24 protein-coding genes are annotated in these 25,476 nt (G+C 63.5%); 12 read left to right on the top strand and 12 right to left on the bottom strand.

Annotation, left to right across the window (positions count from 1 at the left end):
- Positions 1-321 precede the first annotated feature (321 nt).
- Positions 322-519 (bottom strand): hypothetical protein, encoded by a 198-nt coding sequence (locus tag E3T28_RS06710; RefSeq protein ID WP_134429134.1) that lies wholly within the window; start codon positions 517-519, stop codon positions 322-324.
- A gap of 560 nt (positions 520-1,079) precedes the next feature.
- Between E3T28_RS06710 and E3T28_RS06705 the strand changes: the two genes are divergently transcribed.
- Positions 1,080-1,631 carry a cysteine hydrolase family protein gene (locus E3T28_RS06705; protein ID WP_134429132.1) on the top strand — a complete coding sequence of 184 codons (552 nt, stop codon included), beginning with the start codon at positions 1,080-1,082 and terminating at the stop codon, positions 1,629-1,631.
- A gap of 356 nt (positions 1,632-1,987) precedes the next feature.
- Here E3T28_RS06705 and E3T28_RS06700 read toward each other — a convergent pair whose 3' ends face one another.
- Both E3T28_RS06700 and E3T28_RS06695 read right to left on the bottom strand, forming a co-directional pair.
- Positions 1,988-2,764, bottom strand: a complete 777-nt coding sequence (locus E3T28_RS06700; protein WP_338145390.1) for a trypsin-like serine peptidase — start codon at positions 2,762-2,764, stop codon at positions 1,988-1,990.
- 505 nt (positions 2,765-3,269) lie between these two features.
- Positions 3,270-3,971 (bottom strand): GNAT family N-acetyltransferase, encoded by a 702-nt coding sequence (locus E3T28_RS06695; RefSeq protein WP_134429129.1) that lies wholly within the window; start codon positions 3,969-3,971, stop codon positions 3,270-3,272.
- Between the two features lie 707 nt (positions 3,972-4,678).
- Here E3T28_RS06695 and E3T28_RS06690 point away from each other — a divergent pair.
- Positions 4,679-5,023, top strand: a complete 345-nt coding sequence (locus E3T28_RS06690) for a hypothetical protein (protein ID WP_134429127.1) — start codon at positions 4,679-4,681, stop codon at positions 5,021-5,023.
- 450 nt (positions 5,024-5,473) lie between these two features.
- Positions 5,474-5,941 carry a nitroreductase family deazaflavin-dependent oxidoreductase gene (locus E3T28_RS06685; protein ID WP_198417166.1) on the top strand — a complete coding sequence of 156 codons (468 nt, stop codon included), beginning with the start codon at positions 5,474-5,476 and terminating at the stop codon, positions 5,939-5,941.
- Here E3T28_RS06685 and E3T28_RS17730 read toward each other — a convergent pair.
- Positions 5,919-6,149, bottom strand: coding sequence for a three-helix bundle dimerization domain-containing protein (locus E3T28_RS17730; protein WP_134429125.1), 231 nt, complete (start codon positions 6,147-6,149; stop codon positions 5,919-5,921). The two genes, E3T28_RS06685 and E3T28_RS17730, sit on opposite strands and share 23 nt — an antisense overlap.
- A 192-nt stretch (positions 6,150-6,341) precedes the next feature.
- Between E3T28_RS17730 and E3T28_RS06675 the strand changes: the two genes are divergently transcribed.
- Positions 6,342-7,199, top strand: coding sequence for a hypothetical protein (locus E3T28_RS06675; protein ID WP_134429123.1), 858 nt, complete (start codon positions 6,342-6,344; stop codon positions 7,197-7,199).
- Between the two features lie 85 nt (positions 7,200-7,284).
- Entirely contained in the window at positions 7,285-8,499 is a 1,215-nt protein-coding gene (locus E3T28_RS06670) for an Acg family FMN-binding oxidoreductase (RefSeq protein ID WP_134429121.1), read from the top strand.
- A gap of 51 nt (positions 8,500-8,550) precedes the next feature.
- Here the strand turns inward: E3T28_RS06670 and E3T28_RS06665 are convergent, their stop codons facing one another.
- Positions 8,551-10,371 carry an APC family permease gene (locus E3T28_RS06665; protein ID WP_241979208.1) on the bottom strand — a complete coding sequence of 607 codons (1,821 nt, stop codon included), beginning with the start codon at positions 10,369-10,371 and terminating at the stop codon, positions 8,551-8,553.
- 669 nt (positions 10,372-11,040) lie between these two features.
- On the opposite strand from E3T28_RS06665, the gene kdpF reads away from it, so the two are divergent.
- The 6 genes from kdpF to E3T28_RS06635 are packed head-to-tail and all read left to right on the top strand — an operon-like array spanning position 11,041 to position 18,833.
- On the top strand, positions 11,041-11,130 hold the full coding sequence (kdpF, locus tag E3T28_RS06660; protein ID WP_134429117.1) for a K(+)-transporting ATPase subunit F: 90 nt from the start codon (positions 11,041-11,043) through the stop codon (positions 11,128-11,130).
- On the top strand, positions 11,130-12,803 hold the full coding sequence (kdpA, locus tag E3T28_RS06655) for a potassium-transporting ATPase subunit KdpA (protein WP_134429115.1): 1,674 nt from the start codon (positions 11,130-11,132) through the stop codon (positions 12,801-12,803). The genes kdpF and kdpA overlap by 1 nt, the downstream gene beginning before the upstream one ends.
- A 5-nt stretch (positions 12,804-12,808) precedes the next feature.
- Entirely contained in the window at positions 12,809-14,971 is a 2,163-nt protein-coding gene (gene kdpB, locus E3T28_RS06650; RefSeq protein WP_134429113.1) for a potassium-transporting ATPase subunit KdpB, read from the top strand.
- A gap of 41 nt (positions 14,972-15,012) precedes the next feature.
- Entirely contained in the window at positions 15,013-15,636 is a 624-nt protein-coding gene (gene kdpC, locus E3T28_RS06645; RefSeq protein WP_134429111.1) for a potassium-transporting ATPase subunit KdpC, read from the top strand.
- 3 nt (positions 15,637-15,639) lie between these two features.
- Positions 15,640-18,138 carry a DUF4118 domain-containing protein gene (locus tag E3T28_RS06640; protein WP_134429109.1) on the top strand — a complete coding sequence of 833 codons (2,499 nt, stop codon included), beginning with the start codon at positions 15,640-15,642 and terminating at the stop codon, positions 18,136-18,138.
- Positions 18,135-18,833, top strand: coding sequence for a response regulator (locus tag E3T28_RS06635; RefSeq protein ID WP_134429107.1), 699 nt, complete (start codon positions 18,135-18,137; stop codon positions 18,831-18,833). Before E3T28_RS06640 ends, E3T28_RS06635 begins: the two co-directional genes overlap by 4 nt.
- Positions 18,834-18,905: 72 nt before the next feature.
- On the opposite strand, the gene E3T28_RS17315 is transcribed toward E3T28_RS06635, so the two are convergent.
- The 5 genes from E3T28_RS17315 to E3T28_RS17310 all read right to left on the bottom strand — a co-directional run bounded on the left by E3T28_RS17315 (position 18,906) and on the right by E3T28_RS17310 (position 22,727).
- The gene (locus tag E3T28_RS17315) at positions 18,906-19,124 is read right to left on the bottom strand and encodes an ATP-binding protein (RefSeq protein ID WP_241979207.1); all 219 of its coding nucleotides are present in this window, start codon (positions 19,122-19,124) and stop codon (positions 18,906-18,908) included.
- 152 nt (positions 19,125-19,276) lie between these two features.
- The gene (locus E3T28_RS06625) at positions 19,277-20,512 is read right to left on the bottom strand and encodes an MFS transporter (RefSeq protein ID WP_134429105.1); all 1,236 of its coding nucleotides are present in this window, start codon (positions 20,510-20,512) and stop codon (positions 19,277-19,279) included.
- 178 nt (positions 20,513-20,690) lie between these two features.
- A complete protein-coding gene (locus E3T28_RS06620) occupies positions 20,691-21,128 on the bottom strand; it encodes a MarR family winged helix-turn-helix transcriptional regulator (protein ID WP_166786949.1) in 438 nt (145 codons plus the stop codon).
- 14 nt (positions 21,129-21,142) lie between these two features.
- Positions 21,143-21,775, bottom strand: coding sequence for an NAD(P)-dependent oxidoreductase (locus tag E3T28_RS06615; protein ID WP_134429101.1), 633 nt, complete (start codon positions 21,773-21,775; stop codon positions 21,143-21,145).
- Between the two features lie 184 nt (positions 21,776-21,959).
- A complete protein-coding gene (locus E3T28_RS17310; RefSeq protein WP_241979206.1) occupies positions 21,960-22,727 on the bottom strand; it encodes a MerR family transcriptional regulator in 768 nt (255 codons plus the stop codon).
- 54 nt (positions 22,728-22,781) lie between these two features.
- On the opposite strand from E3T28_RS17310, the gene E3T28_RS06605 reads away from it, so the two are divergent.
- Positions 22,782-23,081 carry a thioredoxin family protein gene (locus E3T28_RS06605; protein WP_134429099.1) on the top strand — a complete coding sequence of 100 codons (300 nt, stop codon included), beginning with the start codon at positions 22,782-22,784 and terminating at the stop codon, positions 23,079-23,081.
- A gap of 59 nt (positions 23,082-23,140) precedes the next feature.
- Here E3T28_RS06605 and E3T28_RS06600 read toward each other — a convergent pair whose 3' ends face one another.
- Complete coding sequence (locus E3T28_RS06600) at positions 23,141-23,704, bottom strand: DUF6036 family nucleotidyltransferase (RefSeq protein WP_134429097.1); 564 nt, start codon at positions 23,702-23,704, stop codon at positions 23,141-23,143.
- Positions 23,701-24,315: a hypothetical protein gene (locus E3T28_RS06595; RefSeq protein ID WP_166786948.1), complete on the bottom strand. Its 615-nt coding sequence runs from the start codon at positions 24,313-24,315 to the stop codon at positions 23,701-23,703. Before E3T28_RS06595 ends, E3T28_RS06600 begins: the two co-directional genes overlap by 4 nt.
- Positions 24,316-25,476 lie beyond the last annotated feature (1,161 nt).

The following is a 25,476-nucleotide window of genomic DNA, read 5'->3' as shown; positions in this document are numbered from 1 at the left end:
CGACGAGCGAACGAAGCTGCTGGTCCGCACGGAATACACGGTCGATCTCCGTCACTGGCGTCGTAGCGGACACCTGTTGGACGCTGGTTGCAAGGTCAGTCAGACACCCGACCGGGTCGGCGCGGCCAAGATCGGTGTCACGGATGGAGCTCATCCTTCATGAGTACCCGCCCCTGGCCTCTGACCCAACTGGACCCGCCGTCGTTTGCCGACTATTCAGCCGCCCGACGGATTGAACCCCTCAGCCGAACAGGCCTCCCTCGTCGAGGCGGGGAATCGCCGGGGTCACTACGGCTCGCTCACTGACTAGAAGTTGACCCTTCAAGCCGCCTCGTACAGACCTTGCAGTGCGCTCGTGATGGAGTCGAAGCTACCGATCTGCTGCCTCTGGTCGTTGCGGACGACGAAGCCCCGTGGTGTGCGCTGGATGATGCCGGCCAATTCATCAGTGATCTCATGACGGACTTCCCAGACCGCAGGACCAGCCTTGACAATTGAGAACAGTTGACTGCAGTTCATCGAATTCCCTCACGATTCCAAGGACCCCGCGGATCTTTTCCGTGACACCAGCTTGCCGCCGGTTCAGGGTTGAGCCGGGTGTCCGATAGGAGAACAAAACATGACGATTGCCCACGCAGCGACGCCGGTGTTGCGGCGGACCTCCGGATTCCCGGCATCCGTCGCGCCACTCTCCTGGAGTCGCTACTCCGAATTCGTCCGGGACCCACCGCACTGCACCTGAACTGGCTCTGCGCCTATGACCTTGACCGACATGGCTCGGCCTCCTCCGGATCGCACCGAGACTTCGCCGACATGCAATTCGTCGTCGAGGACATCACCAGACTGCGCGCGGCTGAGACGGCGTTCTTTGCACGCGCCCGACATCCATGAATCGCCGATTGGTCAGGCGAGCGCGATCCGTAACCTCAGGCGACGGGCCCGATAGCGGCACCGTCGACAGTGCCGGCGGCCTCGGCCGCAGGTCGCCGTGATGCTGACGTCCTGGGATGCTAGATGGTGAATGAAGATCCGGCAGTGAAACAATAAAGGAGCCCCGAATCGTGATCCAACTACCCTCGATGGATGATCGCACCGCGCTGATCGTCGTCGACGCTCAGCAAGGATTTGACCAGGCCGCCTGGTGGGGACCGCGAGACAACGCTGACTGTGATCAGAACATCGCAGCGTTAGTGAACGAGTGGTACAGGCTTTCGCGACCGATCGTCTTCGTGCAGCACAGCTCCACTAATCCGCTCTCCCCGCTGCACCCCAGCAATCCCGGTCACGCGCTGAAAAGCTATGTGTCCGGCACCCCAGATCTATTAGTCGAAAAAACCGTCAACTCAAGTTTTCACGGCACACCCGATCTTGACCACTGGCTTCGAGAAAACGCCATCTCTACCATCGTGATCTGCGGCATCACCACCAACCACTGCTGCGAAACAACCGCACGCATTGGCGGAAACCTGGGCTACACCGTCTACTTTGCGGTGGACGCCACTCACACATTCGATAGGGCGGACCTCGAAGGCGGCACAATCAGCGCGGAGGAGCTTTCCCGAATATCCGCCATCAATCTCAACGACGAATTCGCAACCATCGTCCGCTCGCGCGACCTTCTCAACCACTGAAAACGTTCCGCAGGGGGTTCGCCCGCGGTCTCCGATTCATCGCCACCAATCAACCAGCCACCGGGCTGTAGTTTGCGATGGACTCCTCGGCTGTCCAAACGGGACCGCCACATACCGGAGGTATGCGGCGGTCCCCCGCCCCGCAGGTCATGTCCCGCGGATGGATCTACTGCCCTTCTGGCGGTTCCGATTGCCACGGTGCGTCGTCTGGAACACGCGTGCCGTCTGGATTGAGACGAATGGCTCGTGGTCGCGCCGCGCGCATCCGGTGTTCGTCCCACTCGACGTCCAACGAGTCCGACGTGAGCCTCTCGCGCGCGACGGCCGCGGCACCGGATTCGTCGGCCGAATCAGGGTCAGGCGGCCGCGGCGTCATAGGCGCTCTCGATGACGGACCCCCAGTACGGCCCGAACATGGTGTTCGCGACGTTGTTGTATCCGAAACTGTTGACCGAGTTTTGATAGCCGGCCGAACCGCTGCCGATGAACCAGGGGCCGCCGGAGGATCCACCGGTCATGTCGCAGGGGATGCCCTGCGATTCCGACTGTGCGTACGGGTCGTCCGTGGCCGTGCCGGAGCAGGACTGCAGGGTGTTGCCGGTGAACGGTGCTGCCGCCGGGTAGCCGAAGGCGGCGTAAGTGAGGCCTCTGCCGTCATTGAAGGCCACGCCTGAGGCGCCGACGGTGTCACTCAAGGACGCATCCGTGGGAGAAGATACGATCGCGAATCCGGTGTCATAGGTGATGTCGCCGCCCGACGTCCATTGGGTCGGAGCATAGAGCTCCGTCGCGTTCCACTGTCCGAACGGTGCGGTGCCGTTCTCGTAGGCCGGAACGAAGACCAGGCGGGAGGCGAACGCCCCAGGGCCCTCGTTCACGCAGTGGCCGGCTGTAGCGACGGTGCTCTCGTTGGCCGCGGAGATGGCGTTGCCCGAGCAGACGTAGTCGCTCCCGCCGAGCGTGAAGAACACCTTGCCGATGTGGTCCACGGGTGTCTGCTGAGTCGCCGTTGGTGTGACCTTCGGATTGCGGGACTGCTTCGTGACCTTCTTCTCTTGCCCCACCTCGACCTCACTTCGGCCCACGGATGTTACGTTGTCGCCGACCAGAACGTCACCTGGAGTCGCGGCCATCATTCGCTCCGCTGTCCAGTATTCGCCCCCCTGTCGGGTCTCAGGAACGACCCACCTCTCGACATCCGTGGATTGCGTCGCGGCAAATGCACCGGCTGATCCGGACGCAACGAGCCCGCCCGTCACGAAGAGACCGCTGATGGCCAGGGCCGCGAGGGCACCGGACCTGATTCTGCTTCTGTTCATAGTCTTCACTCCAGTTATCGATGGAATCCGCCGGACCTATCGCCGGTGGTATCGCGAGTGAACAGGACGATGTGAAAACGCCGTCGATCCCGAAGACCTCTGTGAATTGCGCATTGCACCCCCCGTTCAAGCGTGATTCAACACTGGCCCTCTCCTGGAGCCGACCACCAGTCGGCCCTTGAGGGGACACGGTTTCGTGGCGGCAGGACGACGTTCGTGCGCCGATCCGCAGCCTCGGGAGGACGGGGCTGCCACCCGGCCCCCGAGCCGGAGCCGAACTGGACCCGACTCGCGGATCACACTGTCGAATTCAGAGGTTCTACCGGATGTCAACAGCAGCGCTAACTTCTCGCCTGTTTCTACGACCCTGTGTCAGCGGTTCAATACCTTCAGGCTGCGAGTGTCGTGCCCTCGGGCCAGCCTGATGTCCTCTACCCGTATCCAGGGTGTATCGAAGACCCATGCGCACAGCCGGCCACTCGCTCGCAATGATAGAAAAGACGACGGTGTCTCGGAGTGCACCGTCTGGTCCGACGGAGTGATTGCGGAGCACCCCATCTTCCTTCGCACCCAATGCTGCTATCGCTTTCCTTGATTGGCGGTTGTGCCAGTGAGTGCGAAACTCCACCGCGATGCAATGCAAGACATCGAAGGCATAAGCGAGCTGCAGCAGCTTGGTCTCCCGATTCGCCCCGGTTCCCTGAGCGCTTGTGGCCAGCCAAGTCGAGCCGATTTCCAGCCGCAACTCAGTGTCGCTCGGGTTCATGAAGGTCGTCATTCCGACCACCTGTCCCGTTGATACAAGTCGGATGGCCCATGGCAGCATGTGCCCCAGCGATTGGACGCCGAGTCGGCGTTCAACCTCCTCAGCCATCGCGTCGGGGTGCGGCACCGAGGTGTACCACGAACGCCATAGGTCGTCCTCGCCCGCCGCTACACGGAGCTCAGCCACGTGATTCAGGGAGAGGGGCTCAAGGGCCACGAGCGATCCAGTGAGCGTGGGCGTTGCCGAGAGTTCCATGCCTCGACCCTAGGGCACCATACACTCCAAACAGATTCGGCGAGTTCAACGGCAGTGTCGTCGCGCGGGTGTCCGGGTAGCGGCAACAAACCGCACCTCCCGGCGGTTTGCTTGACAGGGCTCAGACCACAGGCATACCCGCGAATAGGTTGGTCAGATGCTATTTCTTCCGCAAAATCCATGCACCCAGGCGATTCTTGAGATCCTGCAGCGGCTACCAACGTGGAGGGAAAACAATCATGCGTGCACCCAGTCCCCGTGCCCGTGCTCGTCGAATCACTACATCAGCGTGGCCCCGATCGCCATTGTGGCGGCCGGCCTGATGGTCGGGCAAGGCTCGAATGCCGCCTTCTCATCGTCGACCCGTAACCCCGGCAACAGTTGGAGCACCGGCAGCGGCTTCGCACCCGACACAAGCGGGCCGCCCACCCACGGTGTGTGAACTCGTGTTGCCCCCGGCACCCTCGCATCGAACGCGTGATGCGTCGACAGTCAGGGGTGTCCCCCTTTGGGCCGACAGCGGAGAATGACGCTCACCTGCTACCTTGACCCATGAACACCCGGTTCCCGAGCGGAACCGCATCCGTTCATGATGGCCGTGACCGATGAAACACCTCCTGCCGAACCCACGCCGTTCGTAGAGTCAGCGCCAGGTCGCCGTCCCTCTGGACGGATTCGCGTCGACAAGACAGGGAATCATTAAGTCCATGAAGAGAATTTCATTTTGCGGAGAATCCTTCCTGACCACAGACGGGGCCGCGGATGCACTCCTGAGGTTGGTCATCGCTCTTCCAAGCGGCCACGACTCCGAATTGCTCAGACTACCCGCGGTCAACAACGACGGCGAGGAGATGGTCGTGCAAATAATCGTCGGCCCAGGCAGCGAGCTGATCAGCGTCCCGGAAGAATCCACGTGGAGAGAACCGGACACCCTCGAGGCGGTCGCCTATCTCCACCGTCGCATACAGACGCTCAGGACCTCCAGCGAGCTGACCTTCTCAGAGGCGCCTTCATTCATGGAATACGAATGGGACACCGAGTACTTGCTGTAGGCCGCTGGGAGGCTGTCCCTCGCATGCTCACTTCTTCAGCGCAGCAGACCGTGACCTGTAGTGCATCCACGATGCTGACGCTCGCGGCAACTCTTGAGCAAGGGGTCGGCTCTCTCGTCGTGGGGGGGGGTCCGGCCCACCACCACCAAAAACCGTCACGAATGGAGCAGCGATGTCATTCCAGGCCTACCTCGACAACCCCGACGACATGAACGGACTGCCCCCACGCCACAATTCACGAACGCGGCGGTGCAGGTTACGGCGCACCGTTCCCTTCGGGGTGTCGCCGCGGTTGTCCAACGGAAATCACTGCGCAATGACGCAATGGTACTGTCGATCCGCCCGATCGAGCCGCCGCAGCCGCACTGGCGTCCATCGGAAAACCGGAGAGGCACTAGTCATGCCCGAATTCGTGTACATCACCCGCTTCTGTTCCAGGGGCAACCGACCATGATTCGAGACGACTCGCTGAGGCGCATGTACGCCGGCGGGCGCCCGAACCGGTGGGCGCGTTTCCTGAACCGGATCAGCGCGATCGTGTTCTCGCTCGGTGTCGTCGGCCACGGCGCCGTGACCCTCGAGACCGTCAATCCGCAGTCGCGCACCCTGCTCACCCTGCCGCTCGTGATCGCCAGCTACGAGGGCAACGAATACGCGGTCTCGATGCTGGGCCAAGGCTCGCGGTGGGTGCGCAATGTGCGGGCCGCGAGGGGAAAAGCCGTCATCCACGCGGGGCGCAGACGTTCAGTCGTCCTCGAAGAAGTTCAGGCGGATGCCCGTGCGCCGATTCTCAAGGCGTACCTGGCGCAAGCGCCCGGTGCCAGACCGCACATTCCGGTCGAGCAGTCCGAGCCGGTCGACGCCTTCGCGGCCATCGCAGCTGACTTCCCGGTGTTCAAAATTCGGGATGCCCAGTGAGGAGCATCTGACGCCACTGGAGCTCGCGCGCACAATCGCACGGAAACGGCGCACACTGTTTGCGCATTCGCTCTGTGACCCCGTGTTCGACCAGCGCGGGAATGAAGTCACGGATCGGTCGGCCGGAGAGCGCCTCGTGCTCTTCACGGACATCCCCTTCAACACGTGACCGTGGCACAGCGGGGAATCGTTCCGTGAGCCGATCCACTGCCTTTCGCCGGCGTGCGGTTCATCGTAGAGGTACGGCGCCCCACCGTCCGAAGCTTCGTGTCAAGGCGGTCTCGGCCATGCGCGCGTCGAACTCCAGCCCCCTCTCGACAGCGTCCGGCGACGGGTGGGGATTATGCATCTCACGGTCGCGGGTGCACGATGACGTCATGGGATCTTCAGCAGATGAACCATGAATGCGGCCCGTTCATCCATCACGGCCGACCAGCAACGAGCGAACACCGGGGCAAACACTTGGCTGGGCCTGTCGATCGTCGCAGCCGCCCTGGCCTTCACCGGCAGCGCGATCGGGCTCGCAGTTGACGGGCTCTACGACAGCCTGACACCCGCTTTCCTGTTCCAGGCGCTGACACAGGACATCGTGAATGCGGTCGTGGTCGCGCCGCTGGTCGTGATCTGCGCCGTCCTGGCTTTGCGCGGATCGTATCGCGCGGGTCTGCTTTGCCTGGGGGCGGTCGCGTTCACCGTGTATAGCTACGTGATCTACACCTTCTCCATTCCGTTCGGACCGTTGTTTCCGTTGTGGATCGTGGTCTTCGGCCTGAGCCTTTTCGCCCTGATTGCCGGGTTGACATCCATCGACCCGAAGACGGCGGCTGAGAACTTCACAAACGGTCGTGCTCTTTCGGTTTCGGCTTGGATGCTTCTGGTCGTGGCGGGCCTGTTCGGCCTGCTCTGGCTTTCCGAAGACGTGCCCGCTCTGCTCAATGGCGTCAGGCCCCAGAGCGTCGTGGACATGGCCCTGCCAACCAATCCCGTGCACATCCTTGACTATGCGTTCTTCCTCCCGGCGGCACTGTGGGCCGGCATTGGGCAACTGCGACTGCGGACGTTCACCTACCCCATTACCGCCGCCTTTCTCTTTTTCCTTCTCCTGACGTGCCTGCCGATTCTGACCACACCCTTCGTGCAGCTAGCCCTCAAGGAACCGGCATCTTGGGTGGTCATGATTCCGATCGGTCTCGTTGCGGCCTGCATCGCCGGAGTACTGAGTTGGCTGCTGGTGACACTTCGAACGAGGCGATCATGAAGCCCGTGATCTCCCCCCTGAAGCGTCCTCACGGGTCGGATACTCACTCAGCACTCGTCAACACCGCGCAAAGGGATCCTCATCGATGAACGACAATATTGCCAAGGCGCACCGGGCCCGACGGACGGTGTTCATCACAATCGGGGCGGTGGCCTGCGTGCTCGCGCTGAGTCTCGGCGCGATCCTGACCGTGGGCGGTATCTTCGTCCCCGCGACGTACCTCCAACCCTGGAAGGCGACCTACTACCAGCAGTCGACCGATATTCGAGTGCAGGTCGTCGCCCATGCCTTGCTGGCGCCGAGCGGACACAACATGCAGCCGTGGACCGTTGTGCTCGACACGGCCGATGCCAACGTTCTCCACCTGTACGCTGACTCGAGCCGTCTGACCCCGGCAGTCGATCCGGATTCGCGGCAGACCGTGGTTTCTCAGGGAGCATTTCTCGCCTACCTCCGGGTTGCCGCCGAGCAGCTCGGGTATTCCGCCTCGTTCGAGTTGTTCCCCGACGGGAGCTATGACGAGACAGACCTAAGGACGTCGATGAGCCAGCGGCCGGTCGCGCGGATCAGTCTGGCGAAGGACGCATCCGTGACCACGAAGGACTACTCGTCGCTGTTCCGGGCCGACACGAACCGCGCTCCGTACACGGTGGCACCCCTCACGACACCGCAAACGGAAGCGCTGACAGCCCTCGCCGACAACTCGGCCGCGCGTCTCACGCTCCTCAGCGATGAAAAGAATCTGATCACACTCGGAGCCTTCGGAGTCCAAGGAACCCTCATCGAAACTGAGTACCTCGCTGCGACCAGGGAGAGTGCCGCAGTGTTCCATGGCACAGAGCAATCCAAGAACGAGGCACGGTCGGGATTCGCCGTTGAGGGCCAGGGCACCACCGGATTCAAGAAGTATCTCCTCCAAGGACTCCTCACCATCTTCCCTGCGCTGAATAACGATACGGCCACAGCCAAGAATGCGATCACGATGACCGCTGCCGGCGTGGACAACACGGCCGCATACGGACTCATCAGCACGCCCGGCAACACCCGGACGGAACAGGTCGAAGCCGGCATCCTGTACGCGCAGCTATCCCTCCACGCCCGAACCCTCGGCCTGGTCATGCAACCGCTGAGCCAGGTCCTGCAGGAATACCCGACTATGGCTGCTCCCTACGCGGCAATCCATGCTCAATACGCGCCCGAAGGGCAGACGATCCAGATGCTCGTTCGTGTCGGCACCCCAACGACCGAGTACCCGGTGTCGATGAGGCGGGACGTGGCTGACCTCCTGCGCACGCCGTGAGGCCGCAGACCCTGTCGGAACCATCCTAAATACCCGAGTCCCGGGATGCCGTCACCCGCCACCGACGTGGATGCCAGGCCGCCGCACGGGATCGGCTTCGTTTTGGCGAAGAATTTCGCGCACGACGGGTGCGGTATCGCCTTGGCCGAGGAGGAGGTAGCGCAGCAGGTGCCCGAGGGGGTTACCCTCTGACCATTCGAAGTAGGCGTGGGGTCGCACTCCGGAAGCGTCGCGCAGTGCCAGGAGGATGGCGGCGATGGCGTTCGGTGCCGCGGGACTCTGGGCGCGCAGCACCCGAAGCCCGTTGACTACTTCACCGCGAACATGGAGCACTTCGCTGAAACTGGACGGATCAACGACCTCGATCTCCAGGAACAGCACGTCAGCGCGACCCGGCACGGGATTCATTCCCCGCTGCGCTGTCTCTTTACCGGCATAGTCGGTTTGTTTGCCCGGCTTGGGTTTGGTCGCAATCAGGTTCAAGGCACCATCGAATACGAGCGAGTCGGTGATGAAGCGTCGCGCCTGTTCGTCCAGTTCGACGGCTTCAACTCGCAGTTCTGTGGTGCGCGAAACCCGGGACACGAGCGAGACAACGATGATTCCTAGAATGAAGAACGCCGAGATGGATATGCCGTCGGGCTTTTCCAGGATGTTCTCGCCGAGCGCGTAGAGAAGGATCAGGGTCAGGATGGTGAAGGCGACACTGGCACGGCGCTGGTGTCGCCGGATCGCGGAAATCGTGACGGCGATGGCGCCGGACACCATCATCGCCAGGATGCCGGTGGCGTAGGCGCCGGCCTGCGCGTTGACATCGGCGTTGAACCCGATCGTGATCAGGATGCTGATGCCGGTATAGACGAGAACCACGGGGCGCACGGCGCGGCTCCACTCGGGGGCCATGCCGTACGACGGCAGGTAGCGCGGGACGATGTTGATCAGGCCAGCCATGGCGGATGCCCCCGCGAACCACAGGATGAGGATGCTGCTGACGTCGTAGACGGTGCCGAAGGTGTTGCCGACGAGTTCATGGGCCAGGTAGGCCAGTGCACGGCCGCTGGCTTCGCCGCCGTCCTCGAAAGCCTCCTCGGGAATGAGGAGGGTGGTGACGAAGGTGCTGGAGAGGAGGTAGGCGCTCATGATGAGGGCTGCCGCGGTCAGGAGCTTGCGGGTGTTGCGGATGCGTGAGGCCAGGCGCTCCTCGCTGGTTTTCCCTTCCGAGGCAACCAGGGGCATCATGCTCACCCCGGTCTCGAATCCGGACAGGCCCAGAACCAGCAGCGGGAAAGCGATGATGGCGGGACCGAGTAGGTCACCGAAACCCCCGCCGCGAGACAGGAGGGCGTCGGTCCATCCGGCGAGAGCGGCGGGTTCCGTGACCACGTTGTAGAGGCCCACGCCGATCACGACGGCGTTCAGGGCGAGATATACCGCTACCAGTGGGATGGCGACCGCGACGGCTTCGCTGAACCCGAGGAGGAAAACCCCGCCGAGAGTCAGGAGCAGGACGATCGTGATCGTCACGGCATGCCCCTCGAGGAAGCTGGGCGCGTACGGGTTTTCAAGAAGGTGGACCGTGGCATCCGCCGATGACAGGGTGATCGTGATGATCCACGACGTTGCGACGAAGCCCAGGAGTACCAGGACGAAGAACTTGCCCTTCCAGAACGGGAGGAGCCGCTCGAGCATCGCCACCGATCCCTGACCGTGCGGGCTCTCCTTCGCCACCCGCCGGTACATCGGCAGCATCCCCAAAAGGGTCAGCGCAACGATCAGCAGGGTCGCCAACGGCGCGACCGACCCGGCAGCCAGCACGGCGATGCTCGGCAGGTAAGACAGCGTCGAGAAGTAGTCGACGCCCGTCAGGCACATGACCATCCACCAGGGACGCTTCGTCGCGGTGTCTGCGGGGCTCTCTGGCCCGAGGGGCTGCACGCGGTTCCGAAGGAGCCACCGCGCGAGGGTACTGGGGGGCGCCCCGGGACGGACCGGACGGGCAACGCTCGCCGGGATGACCGGAACGCCAGATGAATCCACTGTGTTCTTCCATCCCGTCCACGCCGGTCACAAGACCGAGCGAACAGTTCTGCTCAAATCCGAACCCCGACTCTATTGTGAGCCACGGGCGAGCGCGCGCCGCACGCTCAGAGCGACGATCTGAGCTCGGAACCGGGGTGGCCCCGAGCACAGGTCACAGCCACTTCTTTTTCCTGCAGCCCAAATAGAGCGCGACGCCGAAAAGGATCACTTCTCGGGTGGTCGCTTGGCGTTAGTTCACCAGGGCGGCGTTCACGGTCAGGTCCCTGATCAGGAGGAAACCGTTAGGGTTCCGGTCCGCAGCGTTAGGGAATCGTTTGTTTGGGCCCAGCGGCCTTCGGTTGGGGTGTCTACTCAGTCCGTACTTCCCTCGGGGAACACCGCGCTGACCGGATGAATTGTCGGCTTATGGATGGAGTTTTTTGTGTTGGACATTGTCTATATTCTCGGCGTCGTCGCCGTTTTTGCTCTGATCGGCGTCGTGGCGTGGGGGGTGGAAAAGCTGTGATCGTGTTCGACATCGTGGCTGCGGTCCTGGCCGTCGCCTCGGTCGGCTACCTGGTGCTCGCCCTCGTGAAGCCGGAGCGGTTCTGATGGACGTTTGGCTTGCGATTCTTCAGGTCCTGACCCTCGTGGCCATTCTGGCCGCGTTGCACCGGCCGCTGGGTGACTACATGGCGACGATTTACACCACCACGCGTGACCTCCAGGTCGAGCGGGAGTTCTACCGGCTGATCGGGGTGGATGCCCGGTCCGATCAGTCGTGGCAGTCCTACCTGCACAGCGTGCTCGCATCCTCGGCAGTCGGGGTGTTCTTCGTCTACGCGATCCAGCGCGCCCAAACTGTGCTGCCATACTCGCTCGGCTTCCCCGCGATCCCCGAAGGGCTGTCCTTCAACACGGCCGTGTCTTTTGTGACCAACACGAACTGGCAGTCCTACTCCCCCGACGTCACGATGGGTTACTCGGTTCAGATCGCCGGCCTAGCCGTGCAGAACTTCGTCTCGGCCGCCGTGGGCATTGCCGTCGCGATCGCCCTCGTGCGCGGATTCGTCCTGCGCCGCACGGGTACGATCGGCAATTTCTGGGTCGACCTCACCCGCGGTGTCCTTCGCCTGTTGCTGCCGCTGGCCATTGTTGCGGCGGTCGTCCTGCTCACCGGCGGCGTGATCCAGAACTTCAATGGTTTCACTGACGTGACCACTCTGAGCGGAGGGACGCAGTCCATCCCGGGCGGCCCGACGGCCTCACAGGAGGCCATCAAGGAGCTCGGAACCAACGGTGGCGGTTTCTTCAACGCGAACTCCGCGCACCCGTTCGAGAACCCGAGCGCCTGGACGAACCTGTTCGAGATCCTCCTCCTGCTCGTCATCCCTTTCAGCCTGCCCCGCACCTTCGGCACGTTGGTCGGTGACAAGAAGCAGGGCTACGCGATCCTCGCCACCATGGCTACCATCTTCGTGGTCTCGCTGACCGCGGTTACGATCTTCGAACTGAACGGTGCCGGAACTGCGCCCGGCCTGGCGGGCGGGGCGATGGAGGGCAAGGAAACCCGGTTCGGCATCGCCGGTTCGACCCTGTTCGCCTCGGCGACGACCCTGACCTCGACCGGAGCCGTCAACTCCATGCACGATTCGTACACGGCGCTGGGAGGAATGATGCCGATGCTGAACATGATGCTCGGCGAAGTCGCCCCCGGCGGCACCGGTTCCGGTCTCTACGGGATGCTCATCCTCGCCGTGATCGCCGTGTTCGTCGCCGGGCTCCTCGTCGGGCGCACCCCGGAATATTTGGGCAAAAAGATCGGCCCGAGGGAGATCAAGCTCGCGAGCATCTACATCCTGATCACGCCGACACTGGTGCTCACCGGCACCGCACTGAGTTTCGCGATCCCGCCGGTACGAGCGGACGTGGAAGCCACATCGATCTGGAACCCCGGATTGCACGGCCTCTCCGAAGTGCTCTACGCCTTCACCTCCGCAGCCAACAACAACGGGTCCGCCTTTGCCGGGCTCACTGCGAATACCCCGTGGTTCAACACGGCGCTCGGCGTTGCCATGCTCCTCGGCCGATTCCTGCCGATCGTGTTCGTGCTCGCCTTGGCCGGCTCGCTCGCCGCGCAGGACAAGGTTCCGGCTACCGCCGGCACGCTGCCGACGAACCGGCCGCAATTCGTCGGCCTGCTGATCGGAGTCACGATCATCATCACCGCACTGACCTATTTCCCCGTACTCGCGCTAGGACCCCTGGCGGAAGGACTGCAGTAAACATCATGACCACTCTCACCGAGACACCCGCCGCAGAGCGGCCGCCCGCACGCGGGCACCACCGACCCACAGCCAAGGGCGCCATCAGCGTCGGGCAACTCGTCGCCGCCCTTCCCGGTGCCTTCCGGAAGCTCGACCCCCGGCAGATGTGGCGCAACCCGGTCATGTTCATCGTCGAAGTCGGTGCGGTCCTGACGACCGTGATGGCCATCGTCGAACCGTTCCTGGGCGGCCCGGCCGAGTCCGGCGGTGCGGCGGTCCCCTCCTCCTTCACTGGGGGGATCGCGTTCTGGTTGTGGCTGACCGTCGTGTTCGCCAACCTGGCGGAGTCGGTAGCCGAGGGCCGAGGCAAGGCTCAGGCTGACAGTCTGCGTCAGACCCGCACCAGCACCACCGCGCACCGGGTCGAGGGCTACGACCCCACCGGGGACGCCGCCGCCGAACGGGCAGTCGTGACAGAACTCTCCTCCGCCGAGCTCACTCTCGGGGACACCGTCATCGTCGTCGCCGGCGAACTCGTCCCGGGAGACGGAGACATCGTGTCGGGCATCGCCTCGATCGACGAATCCGCCATCACCGGTGAGTCCGCACCGGTGATCCGCGAATCCGGCGGCGACCGCAGCGCCGTCACGGGCGGCACCCGCGTGCTCTCCGACCGCATCGTGATGCGGATCACGAGCAAACCAGGTGAAACCTTCGTCGACCGGATGATCGCCCTGGTCGAAGGCGCGGCCCGCCAGAAGACACCCAACGAACTCGCGTTGAACATCCTCCTGGCCAGCCTCTCGATCATCTTCGTCGTCGTCACCTTGACGATCAATCCCATTGCCTCCTACTCGGCTGCAGCCGTGAGCGTGCCCGTCCTCGTCGCACTCCTGGTCTGTCTCATCCCCACGACCATCGGTGCGTTGCTTTCCGCGATCGGCATCGCCGGAATGGACCGCCTCGTGCAGCGCAATGTGCTGGCCATGTCCGGACGTGCCGTCGAGGCCGCCGGGGACGTGACCATCCTGCTGCTCGACAAGACCGGCACGATCACCTACGGCAATCGGCAGGCACGAGAATTCACACCCCTGACCGGGGTCACCCGAGAAGAACTGGTCAGGGCGGCCGCGCTGTCGTCGCTGAGCGACCCGACCCCTGAAGGCAAATCGATCGTCGACCTCGCCTCGGAGGGCGGTTTCCACAACGAAGGAACACTGGCCGGCGAGATTGTTCCGTTCACTGCCCAAACCCGGATGAGCGGTATCGACCTCCCCGACGGGACCTACATCAGAAAGGGCGCCGGATCAGCCGTGATCGCATGGGTCGAGGAATCCGCGCGCGCCGCAGGCACCGTCCTGACCGACCTCGACGACCAGGTCGAGCGGATCTCACGCTTAGGCGGCACCCCGCTCGTCGTCGCAGCTGGCGACGCCGACGGTGCCCGCCGCATCCTTGGTGTGGTCTACCTCAAAGACATCGTCAAGGAGGGAATCGCCGAACGATTCGCTGAACTGCGCTCCATGGGCATCCGCACCATCATGGTCACGGGCGACAACCCCCTCACCGCGAAAACCATCGCCGCGGAGGCCGGCGTGGACGACTTCCTCGCCGAAGCCACCCCGGAAGACAAACTCGCCCTCATCCGCCGCGAACAGCAAGGCGGCAACCTGGTCGCGATGACCGGCGACGGCACGAACGATGCCCCAGCGCTGGCCCAAGCGGACGTCGGAGTGGCCATGAACACCGGGACGAGCGCGGCGAAGGAAGCTGGGAACATGGTCGACCTCGACTCAGACCCGACCAAGCTCATCGACATCGTGCGGATCGGCAAGCAGCTCCTCATCACACGCGGGGCCCTCACCACGTTTTCGATCGCCAACGACGTCGCCAAATACTTCGCGATCATCCCCGCGATGTTCGCGGGCGTGTTCCCCGGCCTCGCCGTGCTGAACATCATGCAGCTGCACTCGCCGGCGTCGGCGATCATGTCCGCGATCATCTTCAACGCGATCATCATCATCGTGCTGATCCCCCTCGCTCTGCGCGGGGTCAAGTACCGCCGGGCTTCCGCGTCGAGCATCCTCAGCCGCAACCTGCTCATTTACGGCCTCGGCGGCGTCATCGCCCCCTTTATCGGCATCAAACTGGTCGACCTTGTGGTCGCGTTGATTTCCGGTTTCTGAGTAACCCCTGACCTGACAACAATGAAAACGGAAACCACACCATGAGCTCACCACGCACAACCACCCGACGCTACTGGGTCGCCTTCCGCGCCATGCTCGTCTTCACGGCGGTTCTCGGTCTTGCCTACCCGCTGACAATCACCCTGATCGGGCAGCTCGTCCTGCCTGCCCAGGCGAACGGCTCACTCGTCACAATCGAGACCGATACGGCCGGGACGGAAACGGTCGGGTCGGCCCTGATCGGCCAGTCGTTCACCGATGCGAAGGGCACCCCACTACCGGAATGGTTCCAACCTCGTCCCTCCGCAGCCGGCGACGGCTATGACGCCGCCACGTCCAGCGGCAGCAACTGGGGTCCGGAGAATCCCGATCTCATCCAAGCCGTCATCGAGCGCACGCAGGCCATCGAAGAGTCAGACGGTGTTAGGGCCGAACAGATCCCCGCTGACGCGCTCACCGCGTCCGCGTCGGGGCTCGATCCCCACATCAGCCCGGCATACGCCAGGCTGCAGGTGAGCCGAGTCGCCCAGGAACGAGGGATCCCGGAAGCCTCCGTCGGCGCCCTGGTCGAAAGCAACATGCAGGGACGTGTCCTGGGATACTTGGGAGACCCGACGGTCAACGTGCTCGAACTGAACATCGCGCTTGCCGGGCTGAAGGGCTGAACAGTGAAACGGGGACGACTACGGGTGCTGCTCGGTGCCGCACCGGGCGTCGGCAAGACCTACACCATGCTGGAAGAGGGCCGTCGTCTCCGCGATGAGGGCAAAGATGTGGTCGTCGCCGTCGTGGAAACCCATGGACGGGCGGCGACCGCGGTGATGCTCGATGGCCTTGAGGTGGTTCCCCGGGTGTCGGTCGAACACCGTGGTGTCGAGTTGACCGAAATGGACCTGGCGGGCGTGCTCGCTCGGCATCCGCACATCGCCCTGGTCGACGAACTCGCGCACACCAATGCGCCCGGGTCGCTGTGCGAAAAGCGCTTTCAGGATGTCGAAGCACTCCTCCATGCCGGGATTGATGTGATCTCGACGGTGAACATTCAACACATCGAGTCCCTCAACGACGTTGTGCAGCAGATCACGGGGGTGCCCCAACGGGAAACCCTGCCGGATTCCGTGCTCCGAAAAGCCGATCAGGTCGAGGTGGTCGACCTGGCGCCCCAGGCCCTGCGCGACAGACTCGCCGAAGGGCACATCTACCCGTCTGCCCGGATCGACGCGGCCCTGTCGAACTATTTCCGGCTGGGAAACCTCACGGCCCTCCGCGAACTCGCCCTGCTCTGGCTCGCCGACGAGGTCGACACGGCGCTGAAAACGTATCGGACCGAACACGGCATAGACAGCAAATGGGCGGCACGCGAACGCGTCGTCGTCGCGTTGACCGGCGGGCCGGAGGGCGAGACCCTGATCAGGCGCGGCGCCCGGATCGCGGCACGGTCAGCCGGCGGTGAACTCATTGCCGCCCACGTGATCAACCAGGACGGGCTCAGCGCCCCTCACCCCGGAGCCCTCGCGACGCAACGCGCCCTGGTCGAGGAACTCGGCGGCAGCTACCACCAAGTCGTCGGCAACGACACCTCCCGCGCCCTGGTCGACTTCGCCAGGGCAACGAACGCCACCCAACTCGTGATTGGGGTCAGCCGCCGCAACCGCCTCACCGCAGCCCTGTCCGGACCCGGAATCGGGGCGACCATCGTGCGGGAATCCGGCGACATCGACGTGCACATCGTCACCCACTCCGCAGCCGGAGGCAAGTTCACGCTCCCACCACTTGGCGGCGCCCTCACGGCACGACGCCGCCTAGTCGGCCTCTCGCTGGCACTCATCGGCGGGCCCATCCTGACCTGGCTACTCGTCTCCATCCGCACGCCGGCATCCATCACCAGCGACGTCCTCAGCTACCAACTCCTCGTCGTCGTCGTCGCCCTTGTCGGCGGCTTGTGGCCGGCACTGTTCGCCGCACTGCTGTCCGGGCTGACCCTGGACTTCTTCTTCGTCGATCCCACCAACACCATCACCATCGCCGACCCCCTCCACGCCATCGCTCTTGCCCTTTACCTCGTCAACGCGGTTCTCGTCAGTTACGTCGTCGACCAGGCGGCTCGCCGCACTCGCACTGCGCAGCGCTCGGCGGCGGAATCGGAACTCCTTGCCACGGTTGCCGGCAGCGTCGTTCGCGGCGAAGACGCCCTGCAAGCCCTGGTAACCCGGACCCAGGAAGCTTTCGGGCTCACCGCCGTTCGATTAATGGCCGGACAGCAGCTCCTGGCCGAAGCCGGTGAAACAACAGATGAGGCTCCCGCCACGACGGTGCCCGTCGGAAGCCGCGCGGTGCTCGAACTCTACGGGCCCGATTTGGAAGCCTCGGAGCGCCGCTTGCTGACCGTCATCGCGATCCAGATCGATGCCGCGCTCGAACACACCGACCTCGCCCAGACCGCCAGCAAGATCGGGCCGCTCGCCGAAGCCGACCGAATGCGCAGCGCCCTACTTGCGGCCGTCGGCCACGATCTCCGCAGACCGTTGGCCGCGGCCACCACCGCCATCAGCGGGCTGCGCGCCACCGACGTCGACTTCTCAGAGTCCGACCGCATCGAACTCCTCGCGACCGCCGGGGAGAGTCTCGACTCGCTCGCAGCACTTGTCACCAATCTCCTCGACGTCAGCCGGCTCCAGGCCGGCGCGCTGGCCGTCTCCCTCAGCTCCGTGGACGTGCCGGATGTCGTGCTGCCCGCACTCGACGAGTTGGGGCTGGGGCCCGCAACAGTCGAACTTGACCTACCATCCGAGCTCCCGCCCGTCCTCGCCGACTCCGGACTTCTCCAGCGAGCCATCGTCAATCTTCTCGCCAACGCTACCCGCTTCTCCCCACCCGGCACCCCCACCCGGATCGCCGGGAGCGAGTTCGCCGGCGCCGTGCAGATTCGAGTCGCGGATCAAGGACCGGGCATCCCTGCTGACCGTTGGGACGACGTGTTCATACCCTTCCAACGGCTCGGAGACACCGACAACCTGACCGGGCTCGGGCTCGGACTTGCTCTGTCAAAAGGCTTCGTCGAAGGCATGGGGGGCACCCTGGAAGCTGAGGACACTCCCGGCGGAGGCCTCACCATGGTCATCACTCTCCCCGCCGGCCCCCACCCACAGATCGAAGAACCCGTATGAAAATCCTGATCGCCGACGATGACCCCCAAATCCTCCGCGCCCTCCGCATCACCCTCCGCGCCCGCGGCTACGACATTGTCACCGCCGAAGACGGCCAAGCCGCCATCAACTCTGCAATCGACCAGCACCCCGACCTGGTCATGCTCGACCTGGGCATGCCCGGCCTCGATGGGCTTGCGGTCATCGACGCCCTCCGCGGCTGGAGCAGCGTCCCCATCCTGGTCGTCTCCGGCCGGACCGGAGCAGCAGACAAAGTCGAGGCGCTCGACAGAGGAGCCGACGACTACGTCACAAAACCATTCTCCATCGACGAACTCCTCGCCCGAATCCGCGCTCTGACCCGCCGGGTCCCCGCCGCGGACGAAGAACCCGTCATCGTTTTCGGCTCTATCACCGTCGACCTTTCCGCGAAACAAGTCATCCGATCCAAGGACGGAACCCACGAACCCGTTCGGCTCACACCCACCGAATGGCACATCCTCGAGGTGCTCCTCCGCAACCCCGGCAAACTCGTCAGCAAACACACCCTCTCGACCGCAGTGTGGGGACCTCACCCGACAAGCGACACCGGATATCTTCGCCTTTACGTCGCCCAACTCCGGAAGAAGCTGGAACCACACCCGTCCGAACCCCGGTACCTTCTCACCGAAGCCGGCATGGGCTACCGATTCAACCCCGACCCAGGAGCGTCCTAGAGGGGCCGTACCGCGGCAAACGAACACTCGACACCCCACTCTCGTGATTTAGAGCAACGAACCCACCCGCACCTACCCCGAAAGCACAGCGAAGGTGACCCTGGACGCTCGAGGCCACTCCGACCCGCCGAACCGCGTCGAACACCGGCTCGAGAGGGTGGCGCCGGTGGGGAGGTTCGCGAACCGGAACCGGCCGGAGAGCCGGCGGGTGTCCGTCGCGGTGACCTCGATGGAGAGCAGACGCTCGAGGGTGCGGGTAAGGCTCCAGCCCTCGGCTTGAGCCTGGTCCAAGACGTTCGGTAGCGCGTCGGCGGCGTCGGCGGGCTTGGGCTCGGCGAAGTGTCCGGGCAGCTGGCCATAGACGCTCGCCGGCGTCGTGGCGGCACTACGCTCGGTGCGCGTCGCTCAAGGTTTTCGTCTGACGGCGTCACGGTCGGGCAGCGCTAATCGTTGCGCGCGGCTTCTAGCGCCATGTCCGAGTCCGATCCTGACTGCAGATCAGATCGAAACAGCCACCAAACGATTGCGCCGCAGCAGATGAACAGGATGCCGCTCGCCAGGAACGGCACGCACAGAGACAGCGACGAGGCGAGGACCCCGCCGAGGGCTGCTCCCACGGTGAGACCGATGAGGCCAAGAACCTTGGACGATGCGTTGACCCGCCCTCGGAGGTTCTCGGGGACCAGGCGCTGCCGAAGCGAGTTCACGCAGATTCCCCACACAACGGAGTGAAGGATGTACGCGGCCAGGAGAGCCGCGGCCAGCCAAGGAATCCGGACGAAGGCGAGCGCGAACATGGACGCGGCACCGAGGAAGAGACTGCCCACGATCGTCCATCCGTACCCCACACATGATCGAAGTGGTGCCGTAATGATCGAGCCGACAAGGCCGCCGAGTGCTGACACCGCCAGAATCAGGCCATACCCCGCTGGACCAAGACCGAGAGTTTGCTGCGCGTATAGCACCAGGACGGAAAACGGCATCATGTATGCAACGCTCGCGAGCCCGCCGACTACAGCCAGGCCGCTCAACAACCGGTGTCCGTGAAGCCACCTGGCACCGTCTGCGGCTTCCCGGAACACGGATCGGCGAGGCGAGAGAAGGCCGTGGACGACGCCCGGACGCGGGAGCGCAAGGAAGAAGAACCCGGCCGCTGCATAGAAGCCGCCGGCAGCCAAGACTGGAACCGCAGCCCCGAGGGCGAACAGGAGGCCGCCCAGTGGCGGACCTGCGAATTCATCGGCAAGGAGTTGAGCTGCCGAGATGCGGCTGTTCGCCTGGTCTAGTTGGTTCGCTGGAACGACCGACGGCAGGATCGACAATGCCGCGTTGTCCGCGGCGGTCTCCAGGATTCCGACGCCCGCGAGAACGACATACAGAAGCAAAACGGAGCCAAAGCCGATCGCGAACAAGACCGCCATCATGATCACAAGCGACGCTCGACTGAGATTCGTGATCCACAAGATCGTTCGACGGTCGAATCGATCGACGTAGACCCCGACCGGAACCACCACCAACAAACGCACAGCCGAGTACACGACGGCAAGGCCGGCGATGAGAATGGCATCCGTCGTCAACGATGTTGCCAGCAGCGGTATCGCCACGAACATCAAGCCGTCGCTCAGGTTGCCGACCGCGTTGCCCGCCCAAAGCCGCCTGAACCCTTCACCTAACGACACGAGCAAACCCTAGCCGCCCCGAGCCATCAAGGCGCCGAGATACGTCCCGGGTGTGGGATCCGTGCGGAATCGAGTTGATGATGGATGCCTACGATCACGGGTTGCCCGAGCCGGAGCAGGTGTTCCACCACGGCCGAGCCGACCGTTCCAGTCGCGCGGGTCAGAAAGGCCGCACCCATCAGGACCCGCCTTTCACCTGTGCGAGCAGTCCAGCGAGGTTGGTCAGTGCGTCGTCTGTCAGAGTGTCAAACCATGGCGCGGAGCGTTGAATGGCGACGGCCTCGAAGGCCTCCACCTGGGAGCGCGCGGAGCTGGTGAGCCGAAGGAGCCGCACCCGTCCGTCCTGGTCAGAAGCGAACTGCTCCACCAGGTCATGCTCACGTAGCTGGTCTACCAGCTGAGTGACGGCACCCGGGGTGACCTGCAACAGTGCGGCGAGCTTACCTGGTGTTACAGAGTCCGGCGCGTGAGCGAGGACGAAGAGAACATCCAGCTGGGTGCGGGTAAGGACCGTGCTGCCGAACGGAGTTGACCGCGGGTTCGCCAGCGATCGTGACAGCCGAACGACGGCCGCCAACACCTCCCCCACCTGACTCGCCCGGTGAGATGAAAGCACGGGTCGTGATTGAGTCACGCGCTGATGAACGGCATCTGCCCGATGAAGGTGCGGTCCTTGACCTGGGTGAGGATGAAGTCTGCGAGATCATCTCGACTGATCTGGGTGCTGGCATCAACACCCACCCACCCCACCCGATACGTGACTGTGCCCGGTTTCTCGGTCAGCCGCGGACCACGAACCACCGTCCACTCCAGCCTGGACGCCTTGAGCACCCGCAGGTGCTGCTCTGCGTCGGCGAGGACATGCCCGGACAGGGTCTTTAGCAAGAACCTGATGATGCGGTCGGAGGGACCAGGTCGGTCTAGTGGAGCGGATAGGCCGCCGCCGGACAGGGTGACGATCCGTTTCACGTCGTGCCGCCCCATGGCGTCCACGATCAGCTGCGTGCCCTCGGCCTGGAGCGTCGGCGGCGAACCTTTCACCTGCCCGAACAGGCTGAGCACGGAGTCTGAGCCCGCCACCGTCTGATCCACAGCAGACAAATCCAACACGTCACCGCGAATAACCGTCAGAGCCGGCGACGTCGTTGCGAGCTTGGCCGGATCACGCACCAGAGCCCGCACATCAAATCCCGCGGCTAGAGCGCGCGTCAGCACGCGACGCCCGGTCCTGCCGGTCGCGCCAAATATAGCAATTACTGTCATGCCAAGTAGTTTAGTCGCTAAACGTTACAACGGCTAGTACGCCTACGAACCGGAACCACCACGGCTGACGTTTGACGACGCGTGTTGCGATGGCCGGTGACGGGGTCAACGACGCTGCGGCTTCGGCACAGGCGGACCTGCGCGTCGCCACTTCCATGCCCCATATCCAGCGTCAGCGTCGCCATCAACGCACTGTGCGCACGCGCCTTCTCGCGGGCGGCCGGGTTGGGCGTGACCTGGATCCTGCGGAGCAGCGGTGCTGTCCTGGCACGATTGAACCGCGCGAAGCCACGCTCTGTGTCTTTCTCGGCCAGGCCCACTCCCGTGTCGACCACGACGGCCTCACCAAGACCCCCGGAGTTGCGAGCTGTGATCGTAACTGTATCGCCCGCCGGGGTAGCGAGCCGAGCATTGACCTCGACCCCCCTAGGCCGATCTCGACACAATAGACGGTGCATAAACGCGCGCACCAAGTCCGAGCGCTCCGCCGAACCGGCCTCGTCGGATGGAGAGCGTCACATTCGATCCACGCCATGCCGGCGCGAATTCTCGGACTGACCCTGCGCGATGATGTGGCAGACGCTGCCTGCTTCGCAGTCGGCCGGGTCGAGATCCTTGCTTGCGCTGAGCAAGTGGTGCAGCTCTGTCTAGAGGAGCACGAGTTCTCTTTGCCGACGGTGCACGTCCTCAAGTTTGGTGACGAGGAGGCTGGAGACGTGCTCACAGGGCACGTCACCTGCTTGTCGAACGTGATGATGCTGCTAATTTCGGTCAGCGTCAGGGCGGCCGTCTGGGCGGAACGGATGAACTGCAGGCGAGAGAGCGCCACTTCGTCGTATCGGCGGTAGCCGTTCCGATCACGCGCGGCGGGGGGCAACAGGCCGCGTCGCTTATTAAACCTGATGGTCTGTGCGGTCACGCCGCTCACACTGGCAAGGTCCCTGCTCTGCATCCTTACATTCCACCACTTGACCCTGCAGCGTGGTGCAACGTTTACCGTGAACATATGGAAATCACACTGCAGTACCTCGACGGATGCCCGAACTGGACGATCGCGGCAGAGCTGCTCGCGGTAATCGCAGCAGAAAACCCCGGCCTCATCGTTCACCGGCAGCTGATCAAGAGCGTGGAGGACGCGGAGACGATCGGCTTCCGGGGATCCCCGAGCCTCCTGGTCAACAAACGGGACCTCTTCCCTGACCCGATGGCCGCAGTGGGACTCGCCTGCCGCATCTATGCGACCCCAGCCGGGTTCGCCGGCGCACCGACGCTGGAACAACTGCGCGAAGCGATCACAGCAGCATGAGCGTCATCCGTCCGGAATATGGCTTTTCGTTTTCGGTGGCGGATTGGCCCCTCCTTGCTTCATGACCACGGTCGACGACGAACTATCCACGGAGGAAGGCCTGCGCGCTGGATCGCAATGTTGCGTCGGGTATCGGTGACTGAGAGGTTCTTGCAGATCCGCACGAGAGGGACGGGATCGATGAGCCCGGCTTCGACTAGCGCATCCACAAACTCCAGGTCCTTTTCGTCACCACGAACCAGCGTCGCGGTACACAGGTCGTGTGGATCGAGGCAACGGGCCAGTGCGCCGTTGGGACCGTCTGATGCCAGCTGAACGGTGCGGGTCTCCCAGCCATTCGAGAGCACCGCGGTCGTGACGTTGACACCCTCCACGTAGAAGCCGTGGTCCATGTGAAACTGTGACCACTCCCCCAGCTTGGCGTCGATGAGCGTAGCCAGGGTGTAATCCGCAGCGTCTGCGATCGGTGCAATGTTAACCTCTTCAGAGTGCGTGGCCCGTTCGGGCAGCTGCGCATCATCATAGGAACCGAGGATGGCCTGGCTGCCGACAACGAGTACCTCGCGTCGCTCAGTGGCCCTGGTCGCTTGCCGGATCGTCTCCTCGAGCTCCCTGCGTTTCATTCTTGGTTAACTCGCTCGATTGCTGCGACCCGCTCGCCCTGAGTGAGAGCGCCAGCGAACGGCGAGTTCTGTCGGAGTTCCCGCCCTTCCGGAGTGTCCGCGAGCATGCCCAGGATGAGTAGGTCCACGGGACTATCCACACGCTCGGCCCAACGATCCACCCACTTCTGCCGGATCGGGGAACGGAGCCCAGCCCGAAGGCGATCGAGGTTGTCCGGCACCACATCAAGCACAGCCTTCGGATCGGTCCTGAGCCTGTTGGCGAGAGCGCGATGCAGTTCCATCGTCACCCTTTCTTCACGACGAATGTTGACGACCTCCACGCGGGGACGTCGCCCCATCACAGCCAGGGCACGCTTGAGCATTCCAAGCTGAATCCGGTCGTCCCGGTCGTCCCGCTCGGACTGTTCCATCCGCGTGACTTTGGCAGCAACTAACCAGGTCTCGACCCAATAAACGGTGCATAAACGTGCGCGCATCAAGTCCGAGCGGCAAGCCCCCGCTTCCAGAGTCCAGGTCGGCAAGCGTTGGCCCAGGTCGGCACCCAGGACGCGTTCATCAGCTACGACCGGCCCCGCCGCGGCGACCTCCTCGCCGTCAATCAGCCCCAAATGATCCGGCTCTACACCCCCCCCTTCACTGAACTCGGAGTCGCCCAGCGTCTGAGGACGATCCTGCCTGCCGGGACGGAAGGCCTCGCCACCGGCGTCCGCCGCGCCACCCACACGCACCCGGTATGAAACAGTAAATGTGTCGTCTTCCTCTCACTGGACAACAGGAGAGGGCCGCGCCATTCAACGTGGTGATCTCCTACGACCCTCAATTTCAAATTGAGGCACCCGTGTTCCGCACCCGGTACGCCATCATTCACGGCCGAACCCGGCGCACCGGCCCCCGGGGAATGTCTGCAATCGGCGAGCTCATGAGGGACCTGCTAGACGTGGCAGGGAAGGTCCTGACGCGCCGAGCCGCGGAGCGGGTATGGGTACGGGAGCGAGTTGTGGCTGAGGCAGAGGTTGCGGACAACGTCCCACTTGCGGGACGCCTGAGTTGCGAGGTTTCAACTTCAGCACGTCTGGCAGTTTCAACCAGTCAACGCAACGACGATATTGAACGATGCGTACGTTCCCTGTTTGTTCAGGTTCACCAGAAGTCTCCTCACGACCGGCGGTGGCGGTCCTTGGGACCACGTAGAAATTCGAGAGTGCGACATTCCCTTCGCGTGGTGAACCGATACAGAGCTTCGCAAGCAATCGACCGACGTGTGATCGGGGCTCACCCGTATACATCCACCACCCCGAGCAGGCCGCCGAATCGTTCTTACCCGATCTCGGTCTCACCTAACCGCGACGAGTCCGTATAGCGGCCGATAACAAGGCGGCCCGCGCGAGGCCGCCAGTGTATTCACGGTCGTCACGCACACGGTTGATTGGTGTCTCGTCATTACAACTTCTGCGGGCGACGCGGTCACCCCTACCGGTTGTCGATAATACTCAAGAGGGTCGTTATCTTGTTCAGAACAGCGGCCGTCTGCGTCAAGTGAAGGTTGAGAACCTCCGGCAGTAGGCTTCGAATTCGTTCGATCGCCTCAGCTCGATAACGTTCACCTTCCCCGTCTAGACGCCAAAATCGACTCCCGGCCATTTCCGACTCCAAGATGCTGTGGGGTGACCCGGTCTTTTCGGACGGGGTCCTCGGTTTCATTTTAGGCGGCGAGTGTGAGTTTGATGAGTCGTTCGGTGGGTGTTGAGTAGCCGAGGGTCTGGTGCAGG

It is taken from the genome of Cryobacterium sinapicolor, assembly GCF_004403465.1.
Lineage (GTDB): Bacteria > Actinomycetota > Actinomycetes > Actinomycetales > Microbacteriaceae > Cryobacterium > Cryobacterium sinapicolor.
This window is presented reverse-complemented; position numbering and strand designations above follow the sequence as displayed.

What these genes read in the sequence shown, in the direction of transcription:
- kdpB (WP_134429113.1), top strand. Translation starts at nt 12,809, where the DNA reads ATGACCACTCTCACCGAGACACCCGCCGCAGAGCGGCCGCCCGCACGC.
- E3T28_RS06705 (WP_134429132.1), top strand. Translation starts at nt 1,080, where the DNA reads ATGGATGATCGCACCGCGCTGATCGTCGTCGACGCTCAGCAAGGATTT.
- E3T28_RS06665 (WP_241979208.1), bottom strand. Translation starts at nt 10,371, where the DNA reads ATGTGCCTGACGGGCGTCGACTACTTCTCGACGCTGTCTTACCTGCCG.
- E3T28_RS06635 (WP_134429107.1), top strand. Translation starts at nt 18,135, where the DNA reads ATGAAAATCCTGATCGCCGACGATGACCCCCAAATCCTCCGCGCCCTC.
- E3T28_RS06690 (WP_134429127.1), top strand. Translation starts at nt 4,679, where the DNA reads ATGAAGAGAATTTCATTTTGCGGAGAATCCTTCCTGACCACAGACGGG.
- E3T28_RS06600 (WP_134429097.1), bottom strand. Translation starts at nt 23,704, where the DNA reads ATGAAACGCAGGGAGCTCGAGGAGACGATCCGGCAAGCGACCAGGGCC.
- E3T28_RS06685 (WP_198417166.1), top strand. Translation starts at nt 5,474, where the DNA reads ATGATTCGAGACGACTCGCTGAGGCGCATGTACGCCGGCGGGCGCCCG.
- E3T28_RS06700 (WP_338145390.1), bottom strand. Translation starts at nt 2,764, where the DNA reads ATGGCCGCGACTCCAGGTGACGTTCTGGTCGGCGACAACGTAACATCC.
- E3T28_RS06615 (WP_134429101.1), bottom strand. Translation starts at nt 21,775, where the DNA reads ATGACAGTAATTGCTATATTTGGCGCGACCGGCAGGACCGGGCGTCGC.
- kdpC (WP_134429111.1), top strand. Translation starts at nt 15,013, where the DNA reads ATGAGCTCACCACGCACAACCACCCGACGCTACTGGGTCGCCTTCCGC.
- E3T28_RS06675 (WP_134429123.1), top strand. Translation starts at nt 6,342, where the DNA reads ATGAATGCGGCCCGTTCATCCATCACGGCCGACCAGCAACGAGCGAAC.
- E3T28_RS17310 (WP_241979206.1), bottom strand. Translation starts at nt 22,727, where the DNA reads ATGCAGAGCAGGGACCTTGCCAGTGTGAGCGGCGTGACCGCACAGACC.
- kdpA (WP_134429115.1), top strand. Translation starts at nt 11,130, where the DNA reads ATGGACGTTTGGCTTGCGATTCTTCAGGTCCTGACCCTCGTGGCCATT.
- E3T28_RS06670 (WP_134429121.1), top strand. Translation starts at nt 7,285, where the DNA reads ATGAACGACAATATTGCCAAGGCGCACCGGGCCCGACGGACGGTGTTC.
- E3T28_RS06695 (WP_134429129.1), bottom strand. Translation starts at nt 3,971, where the DNA reads ATGGAACTCTCGGCAACGCCCACGCTCACTGGATCGCTCGTGGCCCTT.
- E3T28_RS06605 (WP_134429099.1), top strand. Translation starts at nt 22,782, where the DNA reads ATGGAAATCACACTGCAGTACCTCGACGGATGCCCGAACTGGACGATC.
- E3T28_RS06710 (WP_134429134.1), bottom strand. Translation starts at nt 519, where the DNA reads ATGAACTGCAGTCAACTGTTCTCAATTGTCAAGGCTGGTCCTGCGGTC.